Source organism: Streptomyces sp. NPDC051180, from assembly GCF_040689545.1.
Classification (GTDB): Bacteria; Actinomycetota; Actinomycetes; order Streptomycetales; family Streptomycetaceae; genus Streptomyces.
The window spans coordinates 676,511-698,398 of sequence record NZ_JBFBBC010000002.1; the positions used below are offsets into that span (position 1 = coordinate 676,511).

Annotated in this window: 19 protein-coding genes; 11 read left to right on the plus strand and 8 right to left on the minus strand. The window is 73.5% G+C overall.

Annotated features, from left to right (window positions below):
• Positions 1 to 30: 30 nt before the first annotated feature.
• Complete coding sequence (locus tag AB0424_RS06535) at positions 31 to 1,215, plus strand: Ig-like domain-containing protein (protein WP_366302637.1); 1,185 nt, start codon at positions 31 to 33, stop codon at positions 1,213 to 1,215.
• 4 nt (positions 1,216 to 1,219) lie between these two features.
• Here AB0424_RS06535 and AB0424_RS06540 read toward each other — a convergent pair whose 3' ends face one another.
• Positions 1,220 to 1,987 carry a pirin family protein gene (locus AB0424_RS06540; protein WP_366302638.1) on the minus strand — a complete coding sequence of 256 codons (768 nt, stop codon included), beginning with the start codon at positions 1,985 to 1,987 and terminating at the stop codon, positions 1,220 to 1,222.
• A gap of 95 nt (positions 1,988 to 2,082) precedes the next feature.
• Between AB0424_RS06540 and fasR the strand changes: the two genes are divergently transcribed.
• The 5 genes from fasR (at position 2,083) to fabF (ending at position 6,969) form a co-directional block, all read left to right on the plus strand.
• Positions 2,083 to 3,264 carry a fatty acid biosynthesis transcriptional regulator FasR gene (fasR, locus tag AB0424_RS06545; protein WP_366302639.1) on the plus strand — a complete coding sequence of 394 codons (1,182 nt, stop codon included), beginning with the start codon at positions 2,083 to 2,085 and terminating at the stop codon, positions 3,262 to 3,264.
• Positions 3,265 to 3,353: 89 nt separating this feature from the next.
• Positions 3,354 to 4,271, plus strand: coding sequence for an ACP S-malonyltransferase (locus AB0424_RS06550; RefSeq protein WP_366302640.1), 918 nt, complete (start codon positions 3,354 to 3,356; stop codon positions 4,269 to 4,271).
• Between the two features lie 18 nt (positions 4,272 to 4,289).
• Positions 4,290 to 5,321 carry a ketoacyl-ACP synthase III gene (locus AB0424_RS06555; RefSeq protein ID WP_366302641.1) on the plus strand — a complete coding sequence of 344 codons (1,032 nt, stop codon included), beginning with the start codon at positions 4,290 to 4,292 and terminating at the stop codon, positions 5,319 to 5,321.
• 57 nt (positions 5,322 to 5,378) lie between these two features.
• The gene (locus tag AB0424_RS06560) at positions 5,379 to 5,627 is read left to right on the plus strand and encodes an acyl carrier protein (RefSeq protein WP_366302642.1); all 249 of its coding nucleotides are present in this window, start codon (positions 5,379 to 5,381) and stop codon (positions 5,625 to 5,627) included.
• 79 nt (positions 5,628 to 5,706) lie between these two features.
• Positions 5,707 to 6,969 carry a beta-ketoacyl-ACP synthase II gene (gene fabF / locus AB0424_RS06565; protein WP_366302643.1) on the plus strand — a complete coding sequence of 421 codons (1,263 nt, stop codon included), beginning with the start codon at positions 5,707 to 5,709 and terminating at the stop codon, positions 6,967 to 6,969.
• Between the two features lie 494 nt (positions 6,970 to 7,463).
• Here fabF and AB0424_RS06570 read toward each other — a convergent pair whose 3' ends face one another.
• A complete protein-coding gene (locus AB0424_RS06570; RefSeq protein ID WP_366302644.1) occupies positions 7,464 to 7,958 on the minus strand; it encodes a DUF3145 domain-containing protein in 495 nt (164 codons plus the stop codon).
• Between the two features lie 260 nt (positions 7,959 to 8,218).
• Here AB0424_RS06570 and AB0424_RS06575 point away from each other — a divergent pair, with 260 nt between their 5' ends.
• Entirely contained in the window at positions 8,219 to 9,106 is an 888-nt protein-coding gene (locus AB0424_RS06575) for an SGNH/GDSL hydrolase family protein (RefSeq protein WP_366302645.1), read from the plus strand.
• A 58-nt stretch (positions 9,107 to 9,164) separates the two neighbouring features.
• Here the strand turns inward: AB0424_RS06575 and AB0424_RS06580 are convergent, their stop codons facing one another.
• On the minus strand, positions 9,165 to 11,627 hold the full coding sequence (locus AB0424_RS06580; protein WP_366302646.1) for a glycoside hydrolase family 3 C-terminal domain-containing protein: 2,463 nt from the start codon (positions 11,625 to 11,627) through the stop codon (positions 9,165 to 9,167).
• Between the two features lie 149 nt (positions 11,628 to 11,776).
• Here AB0424_RS06580 and AB0424_RS06585 point away from each other — a divergent pair, with 149 nt between their 5' ends.
• On the plus strand, positions 11,777 to 12,388 hold the full coding sequence (locus AB0424_RS06585) for a TetR/AcrR family transcriptional regulator (protein WP_366302647.1): 612 nt from the start codon (positions 11,777 to 11,779) through the stop codon (positions 12,386 to 12,388).
• A 160-nt stretch (positions 12,389 to 12,548) separates the two neighbouring features.
• On the opposite strand, the gene AB0424_RS06590 is transcribed toward AB0424_RS06585, so the two are convergent.
• Positions 12,549 to 13,346 (minus strand): NAD(P)-binding domain-containing protein, encoded by a 798-nt coding sequence (locus AB0424_RS06590; RefSeq protein WP_366302648.1) that lies wholly within the window; start codon positions 13,344 to 13,346, stop codon positions 12,549 to 12,551.
• Positions 13,347 to 13,404: 58 nt separating this feature from the next.
• Between AB0424_RS06590 and AB0424_RS06595 the strand changes: the two genes are divergently transcribed.
• Both AB0424_RS06595 and AB0424_RS06600 read left to right on the plus strand, forming a co-directional pair.
• Positions 13,405 to 14,313 carry a LysR family transcriptional regulator gene (locus tag AB0424_RS06595; protein ID WP_366302649.1) on the plus strand — a complete coding sequence of 303 codons (909 nt, stop codon included), beginning with the start codon at positions 13,405 to 13,407 and terminating at the stop codon, positions 14,311 to 14,313.
• A gap of 23 nt (positions 14,314 to 14,336) precedes the next feature.
• Positions 14,337 to 15,059: a carbon-nitrogen hydrolase family protein gene (locus AB0424_RS06600; RefSeq protein WP_366302650.1), complete on the plus strand. Its 723-nt coding sequence runs from the start codon at positions 14,337 to 14,339 to the stop codon at positions 15,057 to 15,059.
• A 118-nt stretch (positions 15,060 to 15,177) separates the two neighbouring features.
• Here the strand turns inward: AB0424_RS06600 and AB0424_RS06605 are convergent, their stop codons facing one another.
• Entirely contained in the window at positions 15,178 to 17,364 is a 2,187-nt protein-coding gene (locus tag AB0424_RS06605) for a M4 family metallopeptidase (RefSeq protein WP_366302651.1), read from the minus strand.
• Positions 17,365 to 17,511: 147 nt separating this feature from the next.
• Here AB0424_RS06605 and AB0424_RS06610 point away from each other — a divergent pair, with 147 nt between their 5' ends.
• Entirely contained in the window at positions 17,512 to 18,474 is a 963-nt protein-coding gene (locus tag AB0424_RS06610) for a LysR family transcriptional regulator (protein ID WP_366302652.1), read from the plus strand.
• A gap of 30 nt (positions 18,475 to 18,504) precedes the next feature.
• Here AB0424_RS06610 and AB0424_RS06615 read toward each other — a convergent pair whose 3' ends face one another.
• From AB0424_RS06615 to AB0424_RS06625, 3 genes are read right to left on the minus strand one after another with little or no spacing between them, the layout of a single operon-like run.
• The gene (locus tag AB0424_RS06615; protein ID WP_366302653.1) at positions 18,505 to 19,323 is read right to left on the minus strand and encodes a pectate lyase; all 819 of its coding nucleotides are present in this window, start codon (positions 19,321 to 19,323) and stop codon (positions 18,505 to 18,507) included.
• Between the two features lie 11 nt (positions 19,324 to 19,334).
• A complete protein-coding gene (locus AB0424_RS06620) occupies positions 19,335 to 20,186 on the minus strand; it encodes an EI24 domain-containing protein (protein ID WP_366302654.1) in 852 nt (283 codons plus the stop codon).
• A 27-nt stretch (positions 20,187 to 20,213) separates the two neighbouring features.
• Positions 20,214 to 21,827, minus strand: a complete 1,614-nt coding sequence (locus AB0424_RS06625) for a serine/threonine-protein kinase (protein WP_366302655.1) — start codon at positions 21,825 to 21,827, stop codon at positions 20,214 to 20,216.
• Between the last annotated feature and the right edge of the window lie 61 nt (positions 21,828 to 21,888).

The window sequence follows — 21,888 nt, forward strand, 5'->3', positions numbered from 1 at the left end:
CACCTTTCTTCCTCTCCACGGAGGTCTTCCGTGCTGCCGATACGCACACGCCGTCCGCACGCTTCCCGTCCCGTCCTCGCGGCCGCCGCGCTCGTCGCCTCCCTGACCGCCTGTACGGCGCAGGCGGCCGACGGCGGCGGTTCCGGGGCGGGGGCCGCCGAGCCGGCGGCCCCGGCGAAGGTGACGGTGGCGGATCCGGCGGCCGGCACTCCGGTGAAGGTGACCGCCACGGGCGGGACGATCGCCGCGGTGAAGGTCGTCGACGCGGACGGCGGGACGCTCACGGGCCGTACGGGAGCGGGCGGCACGAGCTGGGTGTCGGACCGCAAGGCGGCGCCGGGGACGTCGTACTCGGTGGAGGTGACCTCGCGTTCCGGTGACGGCAAGGAGTCGACGACCCGTTCGTCGTTCACGACGCCGAAGCCGGAGAAGGTCAACAAGGTGACGCTCGCTCCCGGCAAGAACACGACCGTGGGCATCGCGCATCCGCTGTCGATCGTCTTCGACCTGCCGGTGACGCGGAAGGCGGACGTGGAGCGGCAGTTGAAGGTCACGACCTCGAACGGGACCGAGGGTTCCTGGGGCTGGGTGAAGGACTACTCGGGCCGGGACCGGGCCGACTGGCGGCCGAAGGACTACTGGAAGCCGGGGACGAAGGTCACCCTCGCGGCCGACCTGAACGGCACGGACTCGGGCGGTGGTTGGTTCGTGCGGGACTACCGCACCGGCTTCACCGTCGGCACCTCGCAGATCGTGAAGGTCGACCTGGACGCCCACCGGCTGACCGTGGTCCGCGACGGCCGGACCGTGCGGACGATCCCGGTCTCCGGCGGCACTCCCGGCGGCGACAAGCGGTCCTGGCGGGGCACGGCGGTGGTGATGGCGAAGGAGGGGACCATCAACATGAACTCGGAGACGGTCGGCCTCGGCGACGCCTACGACAAGATGGTCGACTACTCGATGCGGCTGACCTGGTCGGGCATGTACGCCCACGCGGCGCCGTGGAACGCGCCCTACTTCGGCCGGGCCAACAAGAGCTCCGGCTGCATCGGCATGAGCAACGAGGACGCGGCCTCGTTCTACGCCTCGGTGAACGTCGGCGACCCCTTCGAGATCAAGGGCGCCGAGACCAAGGGCGTCGTCGCCGAGGGCAACGGCTACGGGGCGTGGAACCTGAGCTGGGCGCAGTGGCAGGCGAAGAGCGCCCTGCGCTGACGCCTCAGCCCAGGGCCTTGCGCCAGTCCCGCATCTCCCAGACCAGCACCTCCGCGCCGGCCGCGGCGACCCCGCCCTCCGTGGCGGTCGCCGCGGCCGCGCCGTGTGCGTCCGGCAGGACGTGCGCCGTCGCCGTGTCGTGTGCGTGCGCCGGCGCCAGTTCGAGGGCGCCGGCGTCGGTGAGGCGGGCCGCGTCGCCGGGGCCGAGCACCTCGGCGAGCTCCCCGCCGCCGAGGCGCACGCTCCCCCGGACCACGTGGACGTAGACGAGATCGGCGTCCGGTACGGCGGACCGGTCGCCCGGTCCGAGACGGCGGACGTGCAGCCGGGCGTCCGCCGCCGGCAGCTCGTACGCGTCCCCGAGCCCGCGCACCACCTCGTACGAGGGCTCCCCGCCGGGCGTCAGCGGGGCCAGCCACATCTGGACGAAGACGAGGGGGACGGCGGCGTCGTTGCGCTCGACGTGCCGGACGCCGCCGGCGGAGCGCAGATGCTGGAGGTCGCCGGGGCGGACGACCGTCCGGTGGCCGGCGGAGTCGTGGTGGGTGAGCTCGCCCTCGACGACCCAGGTGACGATCTCGGTGTGGCTGTGCGGGTGCTCGTCGAAGCCCGCGCCCGGCGCGAGCCGCTCCTCGTTGCAGGCGAGGACCGCGCCGAAGCGGAGGTTGTCCGGGTCGTAGTGCGCCCCGAAGGACAGGGCGTGCCGGGTCTCGATCCCGGCCGCCGGGTCGCCGCCGGGGTACCGCTCCGCCGCGCGCTGGATGCGTATCACGCGTCCTACCGTATCCGGGCGGCCGCCGGGCGATTCCGGGGACCAAACCGCCCCGACCCCGCATGCCGGCGTCCCGATAAGGCAGTCTTGTCCCCGTGCCAGAACCCGTGAACGCCGCCCATCCGCACTCCGCGACCCTGAAACGCCTCGAACAGTCCTCCGGGCGGCTCGCCGCCGGCGCCATCGCCCGCATGGACGAGACGCTGCCGTGGTACCGCGCGATGCCGCCCGAGAACCGGTCGTGGATCGGCCTGGTCGCCCAGGCCGGTATCGCCGCGTTCACCGAGTGGTTCCGGCACCCCGAGACCCCCCAGGCGATCTCGACGGACGTCTTCGGCACCGCGCCCCGCGAACTGACCCGGGCCATCACCCTGCGCCAGACCGTGGAGATGGTCCGCACCACGATCGAGGTCATGGAGTCCGCGATCGAGGAGGTCGCCGCCCCCGGCGACGAGTCCGTGCTCCGCGAGGCGCTGCTCGTCTACGCCCGGGAGATCGCCTTCGCCACGGCCCAGGTGTACGCGCAGGCCGCCGAGGCCCGCGGCGCCTGGGACGCGCGCCTGGAGTCCCTCGTGGTCAACGCCGTGCTCTCCGGCGAGGCCGACGAGGGCGCCGTCTCCCGGGCCGCCGCGCTCGGCTGGAACTCGCCGGACCACGTCTGCGTGGTCCTCGGCACCGCCCCCGACGGCGACAGCGAGCTGACGGTGGAGGCGATCCGCCGGGCCGCGCGGCACGCCAAGCTCCAGGTCCTCACCGGGGTCCTCGGCAACCGGCTCGTCGTCATCGCGGGCGGCAACGACAACCCGCTCGCCGTGGCGAAGGCACTGATCGGGCCCTACGCGGCGGGTCCCGTCGTGGCCGGCCCCGTCGTCCCCGACCTGCTGGCGGCGACCCGCTCCGCGCAGGCCGCGGCAGCCGGACTCAAGGCGTGCTCGGCGTGGCAGGACGCCCCGCGCCCGGTCCTCGCGGACGATCTCCTGCCGGAGCGGGCCATCGCCTCGGACCCTGCGGCGCGCGAACAGCTGGTGGAGGAGATCTACAGACCACTGGAGGAAGCGGGCTCGGCGCTTCTGGAAACTCTCAGTGTCTATCTGGAGCAGGCGAGCAGCCTGGAAGGCGCGGCCAGGATGCTCTTCGTCCACCCGAACACCGTGCGCTACCGGCTTCGACGTGTGACCGACGTCACCGGTTGGTCACCCTCCGATGTGCGATCGGCCTTCACCCTGCGGATCGCCCTCATCCTGGGGCGCTTGGCCGACGGAGATCCGCAGTCCTAGACTTTTGTCGAACACCAACAATTCCCCCGACGGTTCTTCGTCCTTGTCCCCACGGGCGCCGGGAGCCGTCCCCAAGAGAGAGTGTGAGGGTGCTCGTACTCGTCGCTCCCGGCCAAGGCGCTCAGACGCCCGGCTTCCTGACCCCCTGGCTCGAACTCCCCGGCGCCGCCGACCGCATCGCGGCCTGGTCGGACGCCATCGGGCTCGACCTCGCCCACTACGGCACGAAGGCGGACGCGGACGAGATCCGTGACACCGCCGTGGCCCAGCCGCTCCTCGTCGCCGCCGGACTGCTGTCCGCGGCCGCGCTCGGCGACGTGACGCCCGGCGTCGTCGCCGGCCACAGCGTCGGCGAGTTCACCGCGGCCGCCTTCGCGGGCGTCCTCGACGACACCGCCGCGCTGCGCCTCGTGCGGACCCGTGGACTCGCGATGGCCGAGGCCGCCGCGATCACCGCGACCGGCATGTCGGCGCTGCTCGGCGGCGACCCCGACGTCACCGTCCCGCACCTGGAGAAGCTCGGCCTGACCGCGGCCAACGTCAACGGCGCCGGCCAGATCGTGGCCGCCGGCACCCTGGAGCAGCTGGCCGCCCTGGAGGCGGACAAGCCCGAGGGTGTCCGCCGGGTCGTCGCGCTCAAGGTCGCCGGCGCCTTCCACACCCACCACATGGCCCCGGCCGTGGCGAAGCTGGAGGAGGCGGCGGCCCTGCTGTCCCCGGCGGCCCCGACCACCCGCTACGTCTCCAACAAGGACGGGCAGGTCGTCGCCGACGGCGCCGAGGTCGTGGCCCGCCTCGTCGGCCAGGTCGCGAACCCGGTCCGCTGGGACCTGTGCATGGAGACCTTCCGGACGCTGGGCGCCACGGCGCTGATCGAGGTGTGCCCCGGCGGCACCCTGACCGGCATCGCCAAGCGTGCCCTGCCGGGGGTGGCCACGGTCGCCCTCAAGACTCCCGACGACCTCGACGCGGCCCGTACGCTCATCGCTGAGCACGCGGACGTCTGACAAGGAGTGTCGAGAAGCATGTCGAAGATCAAGCCCAGCAAGGGCGCCCCGTACGCACGGATCCTCGGTGTCGGCGGTTACCGCCCCACCCGGGTCGTGCCGAACGAGGTGATCCTCGAGAAGATCGACTCGTCCGACGAGTGGATCCGCTCGCGCTCCGGCATCTCCACCCGCCACTGGGCGTCGCCGGAGGAGACCGTCACCGCCATGTCGGTGGAGGCGTCGGGCAAGGCCATCGCGGACGCCGGCATCACCGCCGAGCAGATCGGTGCCGTGATCGTCTCGACGGTCTCGCACTTCAAGCAGACTCCGGCCGTCGCCACCGAGATCGCCGACAAGGTCGGCGCCGGGAAGCCTGCCGCGTTCGACATCTCCGCCGGCTGCGCGGGCTTCGGCTACGGCCTGACGCTCGCCAAGGGCATGATCGTCGAGGGTTCCGCGGAGTACGTCCTCGTCATCGGCGTGGAGCGGCTCAGCGACCTGACGGACCTGGAGGACCGCGCGACGGCCTTCCTGTTCGGCGACGGCGCCGGTGCCGTGATCGTCGGCCCCTCGGACGAGCCGCACATCGGCCCGACCGTCTGGGGCTCCGAGGGCGACAAGTCCGAGACGATCAAGCAGACCGTGCCGTGGAACGAGTTCCACGTCGGCGACGTCTCCAAGCTGCCCCTCAACGAGGACGGCGAAATCAAGTTCCCCGCCATCACGCAGGAGGGTCAGGCGGTCTTCCGCTGGGCCGTCTTCGAGATGGCGAAGGTCGCCCAGCAGGCGCTGGACGCCGCCGGAATCACGGCGGACGACCTTGACGTCTTCATCCCGCACCAGGCGAACATGCGGATCATCGACTCGATGGTGAAGACTCTGAAGCTGCCGGAGCACGTCACGGTCGCCCGCGACGTGGAAACCACCGGCAACACCTCGGCCGCCTCGATCCCGCTCGCCATGGAGCGGCTCCTGGCGACCGGGAAGGCGAAGAGCGGCGACACCGCGCTCGTCATCGGCTTCGGGGCGGGTCTCGTCTACGCCGCGACGGTCGTTACCCTCCCCTAGGCACACCGGATCCTTCCGGAAGCCGTTTATCTAAGCAATCACAGAAGGAGCGCCACCATGGCCTTCACGCAGGAGCAGGTCGTCGAGGGTCTCGCCGACATCGTCAACGAGATCGCCGGCATCCCCACCGAGGACGTCCAGCTGGACAAGTCCTTCACCGACGACCTGGACGTCGACTCGCTGTCCATGGTCGAGGTCGTCGTCGCCGCCGAAGAGCGCTTCGACGTCAAGATCCCGGACGAGGACGTCAAGAACCTCAAGACCGTCGGTGACGCTGCCGACTACATCCTGAAGCACCAGGCCTGATTCGGCCCTCGCTGACTCGGTCCGCCACCCGGCGGTGGCGCCGTATTCCGACCATCACACACATGGAGAACGAATTCCTGTGAACTCGACCAATCGCACCGTGGTCGTTACCGGTATCGGCGCAACCACACCGCTGGGTGGCGACTCCGCGTCGACCTGGGAGGGCCTGCTCGCGGGACGCTCCGGCGTCAAGCCCCTCGAGGGCGAGCGCTTCGCCGAACTGCCCGTCCAGATCGCCGCGACGGCCGCCGTCGACCCCGGCGACGTGCTGCCCCGCCCCCTCGCCCGCAAGCTGGACCGCTCGGCGCAGTTCGCGCTGATCGCGGCCCGCGAGGCGTGGGCCGACGCGGGCTACACCGCCCCGGCCGGTGAGGACGAGAAGGTCGTGCCCGAGCGGCTCGGCTCCGTCATCGCCTCCGGCATCGGCGGTGTCACCACCCTGCTCGACCAGTACGACGTGCTGAAGGAGAAGGGCGTCCGCCGCGTCTCCCCGCACACCGTGCCCATGCTCATGCCCAACAGCCCCTCCGCCAACGTGGGTCTGGAGGTGAACGCCCGGGCGGGCGTCCACACCCCCGTCTCCGCGTGCGCGTCGGGTGCCGAGGCGATCGGCTACGCCGTCGAGATGATCCGTACCGGCCGTGCCGACGTGGTCGTCGCCGGCGGTACCGAGGCCGCGATCCACCCGCTGCCGATCGCCGCCTTCGCCAACATGATGGCGATGTCCAAGAACAACGACGAGCCGACGAAGGCTTCGCGCCCCTACGACACCGGCCGTGACGGTTTCGTCCTCGGCGAGGGCGCGGGCGTCGTGATCCTGGAGTCCGAGGAGCACGCGAAGGCGCGCGGCGCGCGCATCTACTGCGAGGTCCTCGGCCAGGGCCTCTCGGCCGACAGCCACCACATCGCGCAGCCCGAGCCGACCGGCCGGGGCATCGCCGCCGCGATGCAGAACCTGCTCGACTCCACGGACCTCAAGCCGTCCGAGGTCGTCCACCTCAACGCCCACGCCACGTCGACGCCGCAGGGCGACGTCGCCGAGATCAAGGCGCTGCGCAAGGTCCTGGGCGACGACCTCGACCACGTCGCGATCTCCGCGACCAAGTCGATGACCGGTCACCTCCTGGGCGGCGCCGGCGGCATCGAGACCGTCGCGACGGTCCTGGCGCTCCACCACCGCCTCGCCCCGCCCACGATCAACGTCGACGAGCTCGACCCCGAGGTCGAGGCCGACATCGTCCGCGGCGAGCCCCGCGAGCTCCCCCACGGCACCATCGCCGCCATCAACAACTCGTTCGGCTTCGGCGGCCACAACGTCGTCCTGGCGTTCCGCACCGTCTGACCCGAACCACCCACGCGAGGCCCACCCCCCACCGGGGTGGGCCTCGCGCGTGTCAGCGGAGGGCGAAGGCTGCGGGTTCGGCGTCGGCCGCGAGGGTCCGGCGGCCGGGGGGGCACCGCCCGCTGCCAGCGCTGTTCGCCCGACTCGGTGAAGCGGGCCCGGGGTGTCGTCCGCATCGTCGCCGGCCGGGCGCGGCTCGGCGGCGCCGTCGGGGTCTCCGGGTCGGCCTTTTGGGTGCCCCGGCCCGGCCCGCGCGTGTCGGCGGTTCTCTCGACGGGGCGTCGGCGTGGCGCCGCGTCCCGCGGTTCCGGGCTCGCGCGGCGGCGTGTCGCGGGGACCGCGTGGCGCGCCGCACGCGAGGGCGCAGGCCGGCGCGGCCCGGCGCGTCGGCCGGGCTCCGGCGGCGACGCCAGCGGCGCCGCACAAGGCGCCCGGCACACTGTCACGGGGCATGTCCGTACCCCCTCCGGCGCGCCCCCTGCGCGCCCGGGCCGTCAGACGACCTGGTGCAGCCAGCGGACGGGGGCGCCCTCGCCGGCGTAGCGGAAGGGTTCCAGCTCGTCGTCCCAGGGCTTGCCGAGGAGTTTGGCGATCTCGGACTCCAGCTGGGTCTCGCCCTGCGCGGAGCGCGCGAGGGCGGCCCGCAGGCGGTCCTCGGGGACCAGGATGTCCCCGTGCATGCCGGTGACGGCGTGGAAGATGCCCAGGTCGGGGGTGGCGCTGTAGCGCTCGCCCTCGGCGGTGGGGCAGGGTTCGGCGGTGACCTCGAAGCGGAGCATCTGCCAGCCGCGCAGCGCGGAGGCGAGCTTGGAGGCGGTGCCGGTCTGGCCCTTCCAGGAGAACTCGGCTCTCCAGGTGCCGGGGGACGCCGGCTGGCGGATCCAGTCGAGCTGGACCCTCACACCGAGGACGCCCGCCACCGCCCATTCGACGTGCGGGCAGAGCGCGCGCGGTGCGGAGTGAACGTACAGGACTCCACGTGTCGTCACCGGGACCTCCAGTGTGGGACGAGGTTCGCCTTTCCCAGCGGCCTCAGTAAACAGCATCAGGAGTAAAACGTCACAAACCTCCCAAAAGAGGACAGGATGTGACGTGATGTAATTTACCGGAGCCGGTCGGCAAAGGCGCCTCTGGTTCGACGGGGGAAAAGCTACCGTGCCGCACCGTCGTCGGTGTGACGTACGGTCGGTCCGGGGGTGCGTGAACACCAAGCTTTCACTCGCCAGGACGTCGAGGGAGGGGGCCGGGGATGAGCGGCCGACACCGATTCCGTACCGCCGTCGCCGCCGGGGCGGCGGCGCTGCTGTGTGCGGGAGCGCTCGCGGGCTGCACGGCCGGGACCCCGGAAGCGGCGGCTCCGGTGCGCGGGCCCTCGGTGACGCCGAAGCCGGAGCCCTCGTGGGACGTCTCCCCCGCCTCGGTCGCCGCCGTCGGGGACTCCGTGACCCGTGCCTTCGACGCCTGTTCGGTGCTGTCGGACTGCCCCGAGGCGTCCTGGGCCACCGGCACGGACGCGGCCGTGAACAGTCTGGCGCTGCGGCTGCTCGGCCCGGCGAAGGTGACCACCCACAGCTGGAACCTCGCGCGGACGGGCGCCCGGATGGCGGAGCTGCCGGAGCAGATGGCGGGTGCGGCGGCCCGGAAGCCCGGGCTGGTGACGGTGATGATGGGCGCGAACGACGCCTGCCGGCCGACCCCCGGTCTGATGACCCCGGTCGCCGACTTCCGCGCCTCCTTCGAGACGGCGCTGGCCCGGCTGCGGGCGGGCGCCCCGAAGGCGCAGGTGTACGTGTCGAGCGTGCCGGACCTGAGGCGCCTGTGGTCGACGGGGCGGCTCAGCCCGCTGGGCCTGCAGGTCTGGAAGCTGGGGATCTGCGGGTCGATGCTGGCGGACGCGGAGGATCTCGGTCCCGCGGCGGAGCGGCGGCGGGCCGAGGTGCGGGACCGGGTGGTGGCGTACAACCGGGTCCTGGAGGACGTGTGCGCCGGGGACGCGCGCTGCCGGTACGACGGCGGGGCGGTCTTCGGCTTCCGCTTCGACGGGGGGCAGCTGAGCCCCTGGGACTGGTTCCACCCGAGCAGGGACGGGCAGGCGCGGCTCGCGGAGCTCGCGTACCGGCGGATCACGGCGGAGTAGAGGACCCCGGGGCGGCTGTCAGGTGCCGCCCCGGGGGCCGGTCGGGGGACCGCGGGGGTCAGATCTCCAGGGTCGTGGTCAGGCGGGCGTCGCCGAGGGAGTGCGCGGCCAGGACCTCGTACGTGCCGGTGACGCGGGTCCAGTTGTGCTTCTCCTCGTCCCAGATCTCGAAGGCCCGGCGGGGCAGGGCGATCTCGGCCGTGACGGTCTCGCCGGGCGCGGCCTCGACGCTCGCGAAGCCGGCGAGCCAGCGTGCCGGGCGCTCCACCGGGTCGGCGGTGGGGGCCAGGTAGATCTGCACGACCTCGCGGCCGGTGCGCTCGCCGGTGTTGGTGAGCCGGACGGTGACCGTGCTTCCCTCGCCGTCGGCGGGGGCGGCGGCGAGGGTGTCGTACGACCAGGTGGTGTAGCCGAGGCCGTGGCCGAAGGGGTACGCGGGGACGGCGCCGGCCCGGTCCCAGGCGCGGTAGCCGATGAAGACGCCCTCGCCGTAGACGAGTTCGCCGTCGGTGGGGGTGACCTCGGTGACCGGGACGTCGGCGAGCGCGACGGGCCAGGTGGTGGGGAGGCGGCCGCCCGGCTCCTCGGCGCCGGTGAGGACGTCGGCGAGTGCGGCGCCGCCCTCCTGGCCGGGGAACCAGCCGAGCAGGATCGCGGCGACCTCCTCGCGCCAGGGCAGTTCGACCGGGGAGCCGGCGTTGACGACGACGACCGTGTTCGGGTTGACGGCGGCGACGGCCCGGACGAGGTCGTCCTGGCGGCCGGGGAGGGCGAGGTCCTTGCGGTCGAAGCCCTCGGACTCGACGCGTTCGGTGGTGGCGACGACCACGACGGCGGTGTCCGCGACGCGGGCGGCCTCGACGGCTTCGGCGATCAGTTCGTCGGGGTCACGGCGCGGACCGAGGTGGACGAAGGAGAACATGACGGCCGGCAGGGGGGCCGCGAACTCCGGGTCGAGGGTGTGGAGCAGGGAGACCTCGACGGTCTCGCCGGCGGTGAGGGCGACCTTGGCGCGCTCGACCGGGGAGCCGAAGAAGGCTTCGAAGGGGTCGGCCTCGGAGCCCATCGCCTGGACGCCCTCGAAGACGGTCCGGCCGCCGACGGAGAGGGCGAAGGCGCCGAGGCCGCGGGTGCCGAAGGAGTGCTCGCCGGTCTCGCGCGGGGTGAAGGTGCCGACGACCTCGATGGAGGCGAGGGCCTCGTGGGTGACGCCGGCCGGCAGGTCGTCGCCGATCCACTGGACCTGGCCGTTGGGCAGCGAGCCTTCGCCGAGGAGGCGGCCCTCGGCGTCGCGGCAGCGGGCGCGGAGGGTGAAGCCGCGGTCGGCGGGGGCGAGTTCGTCGCTGGGGTCGGCGCCGACGGTGTAGGTGAGGGCGGACCCGTCGGGCCGGGCCGCGAGGGCGTCGGTCAGACCGTCGAGGGGGGAGACGACGTGGGCGGGGAAGACCTGGGCGGAGCCGCCGCCGAGGACGCGGGCGTCGCGGGCGGCGGCGCCGGAGAGGGCGACGGTGCCGCCCTTCAGGGGCAGGGCCCCGCGCTCGTTGCGGACGAGGACGACGCCGCGGCGGGCGATCTCCCGGGCGAGGGCGTCGCCGTCGATGGCGGCCGGGTGTTCGGTGACGGCCGGCGGCGCGCCTTCGAGGGCGCCGACGCGGGCGGCGAGCCGCAGCACGTTGCGTACGGCGTCGTCGACGAGGGACTCCTCGACCTCGCCGGCGCGGACGGCGGCGGCGAGGGCCTCGCCGTACACGGTGACGGGGCCGGGCATGGCGACGTCGAGGCCGCCCCGGATGTCGCCGACGGTGGACCGGGCTGCCACCCAATCCGAGACGTTGGCGCCGTCGAAGCCCCATTCGCCGCGCAGGACCTCGTTGACGAGGTGGTGGTGCTCGGTCATGGTCACGCCGTTGACCTGGTTGTAGGCGGTCATGATGCCCCAGGGGCGGGCGTTCTCGACGATGGCCTCGAAGGGGGCGAGGTAGAGCTCGCGGAGCGGGCGCGGGGCGACCCTGTTGTCGACGGTGAAGCGGTCGGTCTCGGCGTCGTTGGCGACGAAGTGCTTGACGGTGGTGCCGACACCGCCGTCCTGGACGCCCTGGACGTAGCCGGTGCCGATGGCGCCGGTGAGCAGGGGGTCCTCGCTGTACGCCTCGAAGTGGCGGCCGCCGAGCGGGGTGCGGTGCAGGTTGACGGTGGGTGCCAGGAGCACGTGGACGCCCTTGCGGCGGGCCTCCTGGGCGAGGAGTCGGCCGGCCCGGCGGGCGAGCGCGGGGTCCCAGGCGGCGGCGAGGGCGGTCGGGGACGGCAGGGCGACGGACGGGTCGTCGGCGGTCCAGCGGACGCCGCGGACGCCGATGGGTCCGTCGGACATGACCAGGGACGTCAGGCCGATCTCCGGCAGGGCGGGCAGGGACCACATGTCCTGGCCGCCGAGCAGCCGGGCCTTGGTGTCCAGGTCGAGCTTGCCGAGCGCCGTCTCGACGGCCGCGTTCCTCGCGGTCTCCGCGCTGTTCTCCGCCATGGCCGCACCTCCTCGTTGACGTACCGATGACCCCGATGCGCCCATCGTGCACCCACCTACCTGTAGATCGGTAGGTTACGTTACGAGTCTGTTATTTTTTGAGGGAGTACGGTCCTGTCGCAAGGACGTCAGGAAAGGGGGCCGCGGCGATGGTGCGGGCCAGGAGCGAGGAGCGGCGCGCGGAGATCCTGCGCGCCGCCCTCGAGGTGATCGCCGAGCGCGGCTACCGGGGAGCCACCCTCGGCTCGGTCGCCGAGCGCGTCGGGCTGACCCAGCAGGGACTGCTGCACTACTTCCCGACCAAGGAGGCGCTGCTCGTCGCCGTCCTGGAGGAGCGCGACCGCTGGGACACGAGCGGCGGCCGGGACCGCGAGGGCTGGCGGCTCGACCTGCTGGAGTCCCTCGTCGAGTACAACGCGATGCGGCCGGGGATCGTGCAGACCTTCTCCGCGCTGCTCGGCGAGAGCGTCACCGACGGCCATCCGGCGCGGGCGTTCTTCACCGAGCGGTACGCCCAGGTCAGGGAGAACATGACGGACGTGCTGCGGCTGGAGTTCGGCGAGCGGCTGCCCGGCGGGCTCACCCCGGAGCGGGCGGCGCCGCTGCTCACGGCGGTGATGGACGGCCTCCAGTACCAGTGGCTCCTGGACCCGTCGGCGGTGGACATGCCCGGCGCCTTCCGGGACTTCCTCCGGCTGCTGCACGGCGAGGCGGACCGGGGCGGCCGGGCGGGCCCGCCGGATCCGGTCGAGGGCCGCTAGGTCGTCTCTTTCGGATCTTGCCGGTCAAGCCCGTGTCGTCCGGTGCCGTGCATCGCAAGGCGGAGGGGCTCCCGCGTACTGGATGTACTCGGGTGCCTCGACAACGCGGCGAGGTGCGGTGCCGGGCGGCACGGGTCAGGCAAGATCCGAAGGAGACGGCCTAGCGGGCGAGGGCCGCCAGGTCCTCGCCGAGCAGGGCCGGGTCCGCGGTCAGGGCCGCGTGGACGGCCTCCAGGACGGGCAGCTTCGCCGCCGCCGTCGCCAGGGCGACGTCCTTCGCGGCGAGGGCGAGCGGGAAGTGCGAGCCGGTGGCGGTGGCCCGGCCGACGGCCCCGGCCAGCGGGCCGGCGCCGAGGAGCCGGAGGGCCGGCTCCCGGGCCACGCCCAGGGCGTCGGCGAGGGCGAGGGCCTCGGCGACGAGGGCGACCCCGCCGATGGCGGCGTTGATGAGGACGAGCTTGACCGCGGCGCCCGCGCCGGGCGCCCCGCAGGGGGTGACGGCGCCGAACCGGGCGAGGACGTCGGCGACCGGCGCGGTGTCGCCGCCCGCCAGGACCAGCAGGTCGCCGGAGGCCGCCCGGTCGACGCTGCCCATGACGGGCGCGTCGATCAGCGTGACCCCCGCGGGGAGTCGGGCGGTCAGGGCGGCGACGGTGTCCGGGCCGACCGTGGAGGTGTCGATCCAGTGGGTGCCCGGGCGCAACGCCGGGAGGATCTCGTCCGCGACGGCGAGGGCGGCGGCCGGGTCGGCCAGCATCGTCACGACGACGTCGGCGTCCCGGACGGCCTCGGCGGGGGTCGCGGCCCGGACGGCGCCGGCCGCCACGAGGGCGTCGGCCTTGGCGGCCGTGCGGTTCCAGACGGTCAACGGGTGCCCGGCGTCGAGGAGTCGGCGGGCCATGGGCAGGCCCATGGAGCCGAGGCCGAGGAAGGCGGTCTTCTGGGGCGTGGTGTCCATGGCGTCGACGCTAGGCCCGCCCCCGCCATGCGACAAGCGAATGTCTAGCATGGCCGCCATGCCTGTCTCGCATGGTCTGTACGAGGCGTTCCTCGCGGTCGCCCGCACGGGTTCCTTCACCGCCGCGTCCCACGCCCTCGGCTACACCCAGTCCGCCGTCTCGCGCCAAGTCCGCTCCCTGGAGGAGGAGATGGGGGCGGAGCTGTTCGAGCGGCTGCCCCGCGGGGTGCGCCTCACCGAGGCGGGCCGGGTGCTGCTGCCGCACGCCGAGGCGGTACGGGACCGGCTGTCCGCCGCCCGGGCCGAACTGGCCTCGCTGCGCACGCTCGACGGGGGGCTGCTGCGGCTCGGGGCCGTCTCCAGCGCCACCGCCTCCCTGGTGCCGCGCGCCCAGGCCGCTTTCCGGGAGCGGCATCCGGGGGTCGTGGTCAGCCGGGTCGAGGGGCCGTCGGCGAAGCACCTCGGGCTGGTGGTGGCCGGGGAGGAGGACCTCGCGGTGGTCGCCCCGGCGTCGGCTGCTCCCCCGCCGCCCGGTGTGACGCTGCACCACCTGCTGGACGAGCCGATGCTGGTGGCCCTGGAGCGGGGGCACCCGTACGCGGGGCGGCGGGCGGTGCGGCTCGCGGAGCTGGCCGGCGAGGAGTGGATCACCGGCAGCGAGCGCCTGGAGGACACGCTGTTCCGGCCGGCCGTCGCCGCCGGCTTCCGGCCCCGGACGGGGCTGCTCGCCCATGACTGGATCGCCAAGCTGGGGGCGGTCGCGGCGGGGCTGGGGGTCACGCTCGTGCCCGCGCTCGCGGCGGCCTCCGTGCGCCGGGACGTCGCGCTGGTCACGCTCCACCCCGACGACGTGCCGTACCGCAGGGTCTGCGCGGCCGCCCCGGCCACCCCGACGGCGGCGGCGACGGCCTTCCTCGCGCTGCTCCGCTCGACCGCGACGGAGCTAATACCCCCTGAGCCCTCTTGACCCTTACACCGCGAGGCGGGAGGATGGCGGTCATGATCCTCGCCGCCACCCAGTTCGCCCCGGTCGCCGGGGACCTCGACGCCAACGTCCGTACCGTCGCCGGGCTCGTCCGGGCCGCCGGAGCCGAGGGGGCCCGGGTGGTCGTCTTCGCCGAGCTCTGCCTGAGCGGGTACGAGCCGTCGCTGATCCGCGACACCCCCGACCTGATCCTGGCCGAGGACGACCCGCGCCTGGAGCCGGTCCGGGAGGCGTGCCGCGCGACCGCGGCGGCGGCCGTGGTCAACGGGCCGGTGCGGACGGCGGACGGGCGGCCCGCGGTGACCACGCTGGTCATCGGCCCGGACGGCTCGCTGCTCACCCGCTACGACAAGCGGCACCTCTACGGGATCGAGGCCGAGGTCTTCGCCCCGGGCACGTCCGACGGGCGGTTCGAGCTCGACGGCGTCCGGTTCGCGACGGCCACCTGCTACGACAACCGCTTCCCCGATCTGGCCGAGCGGGCGGCGGCCGACGGCTGCACGGCCTACCTGGCCAGCTCGGTGCTCTCCGCCGACAACGACTCGTTCGAGAAGGTCTATCCGGCGCGGGCCCGGGACTTCGGTCTGTACGTGGTCCTCGGCAACGTCCTGGGGACCAACGAGGACGGGGTGGGCGCCGGCCGGGCCGGGGCCTGGGGCCCGGACGGCGAGCGGATCGCCGACGCGGGCGAGGCGGGGCCGGGCTTCGTGCTCGCCGAGCTCCGCTGACCGTCCCGACGGCCGGGCGCGGACGCGGGGAAGCCGGGCGGCCGTGGGACATACGGCCGCCCGGCTCGGGGAAGTGCCGTCGCGGAACCCCCTGGTCCGCGACGGCGCCCCGCCCCCGTTACGGGGCGCTCACACCCAGCGTGTACGCGCCGGAGCCGCTGTACGCGTGGACCACGTACCGGTAGTAGCCCGCGGTGCCGTAGTAGCTGGTGTTCTCGTCGGCCGTCGCGGTGCCGCCGACCGCCACGTCCGTCCAGGCCGACCCGTTCCACTTCTGCAGGTACAGGTCGAAGTCGGCTCCGGCCGGGCCGCGCAGGCAGCCCGTGTGGGTGCCGGCGGTGGCGGAGTAGTAGTACGAGCCGTCCGGCTGGGCCTGGGCCTGACCGGAGGTCAGGGTGCCCTGGTAGGTGTTCTCGGCGCCGGTGCAGCCGGTGGGCGGGGTCGTGGTGCCGACCGACAGCTGGTAGGTGACCGTGTGGGTGGCGGAGCCCGTACCGGTGACGGTGATCGGGTACGTGCCGTTGGCGGTGCCCGACGCGACCTGGACCGTCATGGTGGACGAGGAGCCCGAGGTCACCGAGGCGGGGCTGAAGGAGACCGAGACACCGCTCGGGGCGCCGCTCGCGGAGAGCTGGACGGTCTGCGCGCTGCCGCCGGTGGTGGAGGTGTTCACCGTGGAGGTGACGGAGGCGCCGGCCTGCACCGAGCCCGAGGACGGGTTCAGGGCGAGGGAGAAGTCGGGCGTGGTGGTGCCGCCGCAGTCGGTCTCACCGGACTGGGCCGGGACGCCGATCGCGTTCCAGGCGGCCTTCACCGCGTTGCACTCGACGCTGCCGTAGGTGTTCTTGGCGCTGGTCAGCGTCGCCTTGCGGGCGGCGAGGTGGTTCCAGGAGGAGGTCTTCATCAGCAGGGCGCCCATGAAGATCTTGCCGGCCTTCTGGATGCCGATGCCGGTCACGGAGGACGGACCGCCGGAACATATGGGGCTGTTGGGCTTGCCGCCGCCCGGGTTGGAGCCCTCGGCCAGCAGGTAGAACCAGTGGTTCTGCGGGCCGGCGGCCGCGTGCACCTCGGTGTTGGACGTCAGCTGCGGGTAGCAGTTGGGGTCGTTGCCGACGAGCGAGGGGTTGTACATGTTCCGGATCGGCTTGCCGTCGCCGAAGAAGTTGACCTTCTCGCCGACCGTGTAGTCCGGGGTGTCGTTCGGGTTGTTGGCGTAGTGCTCGGTGAGCGCGCCGAAGATGTCGCCGGTGGACTCGTTCATGCCGCCGTTCTCGTTGGACGAGCCGGCGGAGCCCGGGGTCCGGTCGAATATCTCGTGGCCGTACTCGTGGGCCACGACGTCGATGCCGGTGAGCTGGTTGGAGCCGGTCTGGGCCCGCCCGTACGTCGTCTTCGTGCCGTCGTAGTAGGCGTTGACCTCGGAGAGTCCGGCGCGGGCCGGGACCATGCCGCCCTGACCGTTCTGGCCGTTGTAGCCGAACCACTCCTTGAGCATGGAGTGTTCCTTCTGCGCCGCGTACATGATGTCGACGCAGGCGGTCACCAGGTCGTTGGCGCCGCTGTTGCCCCACGGCGAGGAGCCGGTGTAGGCGCTGCCGTTCTGCCCGCCGCACTTGAAGCCGCCGCGGCTGGTGTCGGTCATGGAGGAGGCGGCGGTGTCGATGGTGACGTTGCCGTTGTGGTAGCCGCGGCCGTCGGCGTGCAGGATCTTGTCGGTGGACTGCGTGACGGACCCGCTGCGCGCGTCGACGTAGGTGTCGAGGGAGCTGGGGGCGTTCTGCGCGGTCCGGCCGATGACCAGGGTGTGCCAGGCGAGGACGGCCTTGCCGCCCTTGAGGAGCACGGTCAGCTCGGGGGCGCTCGCGCTCTCCACCGACGCCAGCTGCCGGCGGGCGGTGGCGAGGGCCGCGTCGGCGGTCACCTTGGCCTTGGTGGAGAGCTTGATGGCGGGGGCGGGGGCACCCGTGACCTCGCGGACCTTGCCGGAGCTGTCGGAGACGACGACCGCGTCGCCGCCGACGACCGGGAGGCCGCGGTAGGTGCGCTCGTACGCCGCGTAGTAGAGGCCGTTCGTCCACGGGGTGACCGACGTCCGGACGAGATCCTCGTCGGCGCCGTGCCGCAGCTCGTCGAGACCGCTCGCCGCGGCGCCGTCGGCGGCCGCCAGCGCGAGGGACTTGCCGTGGCCCGGGGGGACGGGCTGCGCCTGCGGAACCGCGGTGGCGGTGCCGGCGAGGGCGGTCGCGAGGCTCGCCGACAGTGCCAGGGCGGCCACGGTCGCCGTGAGTCTGGTGGGGTGCAACGTCTGCTCCGATCAGGGTGGGGATCGTCGTGGGGGAGACGGATCGTCGCGCCGAGTATGGGCGTGGACATGGCCAGTTCGGGACATCTCACGCGGCATAAGACGCGGGTTATGGTGCGCCTGTGCGGTGCTGCGTACGCTGCTGAAATGCAGCTGGAGTTGAGGCATCTAGAGGCCGTCTGCCGGATAGCGGAAGCGGGCAGTCTGGGGCGCGCGGCCGGCCGGCTCGGGGTCTCGCAGCCGGCGCTCTCGGCGCAGTTGCGCCGCATCGAACGGGTCGCCGGCGGGGAGCTGTTCCTGCGCGGCCGGCACGGTGTGGAGCCCACCCCGCTGGGCGAGTTCGTGCTCTCCAAGGCCCGTCTCGTACTCGGCGAGATGGACGCGTTGGCGGCCGGGGCGCGGGCCGTCGCCCCGCACACCCCGCTGCGTCTGGGCTGCATCCTGCTGGTCCTCGTCGACCGGTTGCTCGGCGAGCTGGAGCAGTTCATGGCGGGGCAGGACATCGCGGTGACGGTCGAGCAGTCGGCGACGACCCTGACCCGGCAGCTCGGCGCGGGCCGGTACGACGCCGTCCTGTACGGGGAGGTCAACGACCACGAGGTGGCGCTGCCGGAGGGCACCGTGGCCCGCACCCTGATCCCCAAGGAGCCGTTCTGCGTGCGGCTTTCGGCGGCGCATCCGCTCGCCGGAAAGGAGCGGATCGCGCTGGCCGAGCTGGCCGGGGAGTCCTGGATGACGCTGGTGGAGGACGACGACGGCGGCCCCGAGGCGCTGGTCGCCGCCTGCACCAAGGCGGGCTTCGCCCCGGTGCTGCGGCACCGGGTGGCCGACCGGCAGATGCACTACGGGCTGATCGCCTCGGGCCGGGCGATCTCGATGAGCCAGCCGACGGCTCCGGCGGCCGAGGGTACGGTGCTGCGGCCCCTGGAGGGCGACCCGGTGACGGGGCGGATCAGGCTCGCCTGGAACCGTGCCGCGGTCACCGCCCCGCAGGCCGAGCTGCTCTACCGGGCGGCGGCCCGGGCCTATCTGGCGAACGTCGGCAACAACGCCTTCCACCGGGCCTGGTGGGACGCGCGCCCGGAGCTGCACCCCGCCCTCGACGGCTGAACCCGCCGGGGGCGGGGCGCGGTGCGGGGATCAGTCGTAGGACAGGTCCCCGGCCGAGTAGCGGCAGGTGGTGCCGTCGGGACCGGTGCCGGTCTCCTTGGGCTCCTTGCCGGTGTTGTTGCCGGTGAAGCGGGTGCACGGCTTGATCTTCTTCTTGGCGTCGCCGTGGACACGGATGTTCCGCAGGGTCGCGGTGTCGCCGTAGTTGGCGTTGACGCCGACGAGGGACTTGCCGGGAGCGGTGACGTCCACGTCCTCGACCAGGATCGTCCGCGGGTACTGCTTCCTGCAGTTGCCGCAGGAGCGGACCAGCTTGCCGAAGTCGGAGACCTGGAACCCGGTGACGACGAGCTTGCCGGCGCCGTTGAACTGGAAGACCTTGTCGGAGGCGCCCTTCGCGCCGCCGCCGCGCACCGTGTAGACCGCCGAGGCCGAGGTGCCCTTGAAGGTGGCGGCGTCCTCGCCGACGTTCTCCCACCAGACGTTCTGGAGGGTGCAGCTGCCGAGGCAGTGGACGCCGTCGGCCGCCGGGGTCCCGAGGATCACGTTCTTGAGCACGGCGCCGTCCTTGAGGACGAAGACCGGCTTCTGGCTCTCGCTCTGGCCGTCGGAGCCGAGGTCGCCGGTGCCGTGGAAGCGCCGGAGCCTGCCGTCGTACGTGCCGGAGACCTCGATCGTCGTCGCGACCGGCTGGTCGCCCTTGGCCCGGGGCCAGGAGGCGACGGCGCTCGCGGCGCCGGCGGGGGCGAGCAGGGAGCCGGCGACGACGGCCGTCCCGGTGACCGCGAGGGCGCTCAGGCCGCCGATGACCGCGCGGCGGCGGCCCGTCTTCCGCTGGTGTGACGTCATGGGTTCCTTCTTCAGTGGGGGAGGTGGTGCACCTCCTGGTCGCCACCGGCCGAAGGAAGGTTGCCGCGTTCCCGGTCGTTCTTCCGGAGGCGGACGCGGCCGTCGTCGCCGTCCCGGTCCCCGTCGTTCTCTCCGCGCAGGTCACGCACCATCAGGGTGGCGCCGGCGACCGCTCCGGGCATCAGGAAGACGGCGACGAACGGCACCAGGAAGGAGAGCGTCAGCGGTACGCCGAAGCCGAGGGCCGCCAGCCGTCGGCCCCGCAGCAGCCGCAGCCGTTCCTTGAGCTCGACGCCCCGGCGCTGGAGCGCCACGGCGGTCAGCTCCTCGGCGAGGAAGAAGCCGGAGACGCAGAAGCCGAGCACCGGCACCACGGTCTGGCCGACGACGGGGATGAAGCCGCAGGCGAAGAGCAGGACGCCGTAGAACGCGACCCGCAGCACGACCCGCAGGCTGTCCCGGGCGGAGATCCACAGCTCGCGCCAGAGCGGCAGCCCGGACTCGGGCGCCTCGCCGCCCTCGCTGCGGTCGACCTCCTCGGAGAGGGACTCGTAGAAGGGCTGGCCGACGAGCAGGGTGACGGCGGTGAACGTGATGACCGCGAGGAAGAGCCCGAAGGCGAAGACGAGCGCGGTCAGGGTGCCGCGGAAGAGGTCGAGCCAGGGCGAGGTCCAGTCGTCGGCGAACGGCGTCGCCCAGGCGGCCAGGTCGTCCGCGCCGTAGCCGAGGCCGACCAGGGCGCCCACGTAGAGGACGAGGGTCACGAGGCCGGGCAACAGCCCGAAGCCGAACCACCGTCCGTGCCGGCCCACCCACTTCTGGCCTTCTACCAGGTACCGGAAACCCACCCCGAGATCACGCATGGCGCCAGTTTATCGGGGGTGGGCCGGTCAGCCGCCCGACGTCCGGCCGGACGTACGGAAGGAACCGAGCGCCGTGTCGAAGTACCCGCGGGCCTCGTCGGCCCGGTCCACCGGCGCCGACGCCCACACGTCGTACAGCGTCCCGGCCTGCTCCCAGCAGAGGTCGACGGTGTGCCGGGGGCCCTCGGCGGCCGTGAAGCCGTCCCAGGTGAACTCCCAGCGGGCGGCGGGCAGTCCCTTGTGCCGGATCTCCTCGACCGTCGCGTCGCGGTACCCGCGGTTGGTGCCCGGGCCGCTCTCGTCGGCGTAGCGCATCGCCCCGATCGCGCCGCCGGGCGGGATCGCCCTGATCCGGATCCCGACCCAGACGGCCCCGTCCCCCGTCGTGTAGAAGACCCGGTCCCCGTCGGTCGAGCGCCGGGCCCCGGCGGGGACGGCCAGGGTGAAGCCGCGCTCGTCGGAGACGGCGGTGTACCCGGCCGGTACGGGCCCGGGCGCGGCCGCGGGTCCGGTGGAGGAGCTCCCCGGGGCGGTCGGCGCCCCCGTGTCCGTCGTCCGCCGGTCGCCGGCGAGGAGCACCGCCACGGTCACCGCCGCGACGCAGGCCGCGACGGCCGCCGCCACGAGGGGCAGCGCGAGTCCGCCCCGCCGCCCCGCGCCGGCGGCCCCTCGCTCCCGCGCCCCGCCGGGGTCGTGGGCCTCGGGCGGCGTGGGCTGCCGGGGGGTGGGCTCCGGGTGCGCGTCGGGGACCGGGCGGGCGTCCTCGGCGCGGGAGGCGGCGATCGACGGGGTGTCCGCCTCCGGGCCGTCGGCCTCCTGCGCCGCCGCCAGGCAGTCGGCGAGCATCCGGCGGGCCCCGGCGGCGCCGAGGCGCCGGTCCGGATCGCGTTCGAGGAGGCCGCGGACGACGGGGACGAGGGGTCCCATCACTTCGGACGGCCGGATCTCGTCGTAGACGACGGCGTGCAGGACGGCGCCGAGGGAGTCCCGGCGGAACGGTGACGTGCCGGTCGCGGCGGCGCACAGCAGCGCGCCGAGCGACCACAGGTCGGACGCGGGGCCCGCGTCGTCGCCCCGCATCCGCTCGGGGGCCGTGTACTCGGGGGTGCCGACGAAGACGCCGGTGCCGCTGAGCGTGGTGGCGCCGGGCAGGCTGGCGATGCCGAAGTCGGTGAGCACCGCCCGGCCGCTGCCCTTCTCCAGGAGGACGTTGGCCGGTTTGACGTCGCGGTGCAGGACGTCGAGGGCGTGCGCGGCGCCGAGCGCGTCGAGCAGGTCGAGGCCGAGGCGCGCGGTCTCCCGGGGGGACAGGACGCGGCCGGTGGCGAGCCGGTCGGCGAGCGAGCCGCCCTCGACCAGCTCCATCACCAGGGCGGGCCGTCCGTCGTGCTCGACGACGTCGTGGACGACGATGACGTGGGGGTGCCGGATCCGGGCGACGACCCGCGCCTCCCGCAGGGCGCCCGCCGGGTCGGCGCCGTCGTCGAGCGCGAGGGTCTTGACCGCGACCGGGCGTCCGAGCAGTTCGTCGGTGGCCCTGCGGACGATGCCCGTGCCGCCCCGTCCGAGCCGCTCCCCCAGGCGGTAGCGCCCGCCGATCAGCCCGTGGCCGGCCTGCTCCGGCCCGTTGTGCGACGACACCCGACTCCCCCGTCCGCTGGACACGGACATGATGCCGCAGTCGCTTCGGACGCGGCGAGGG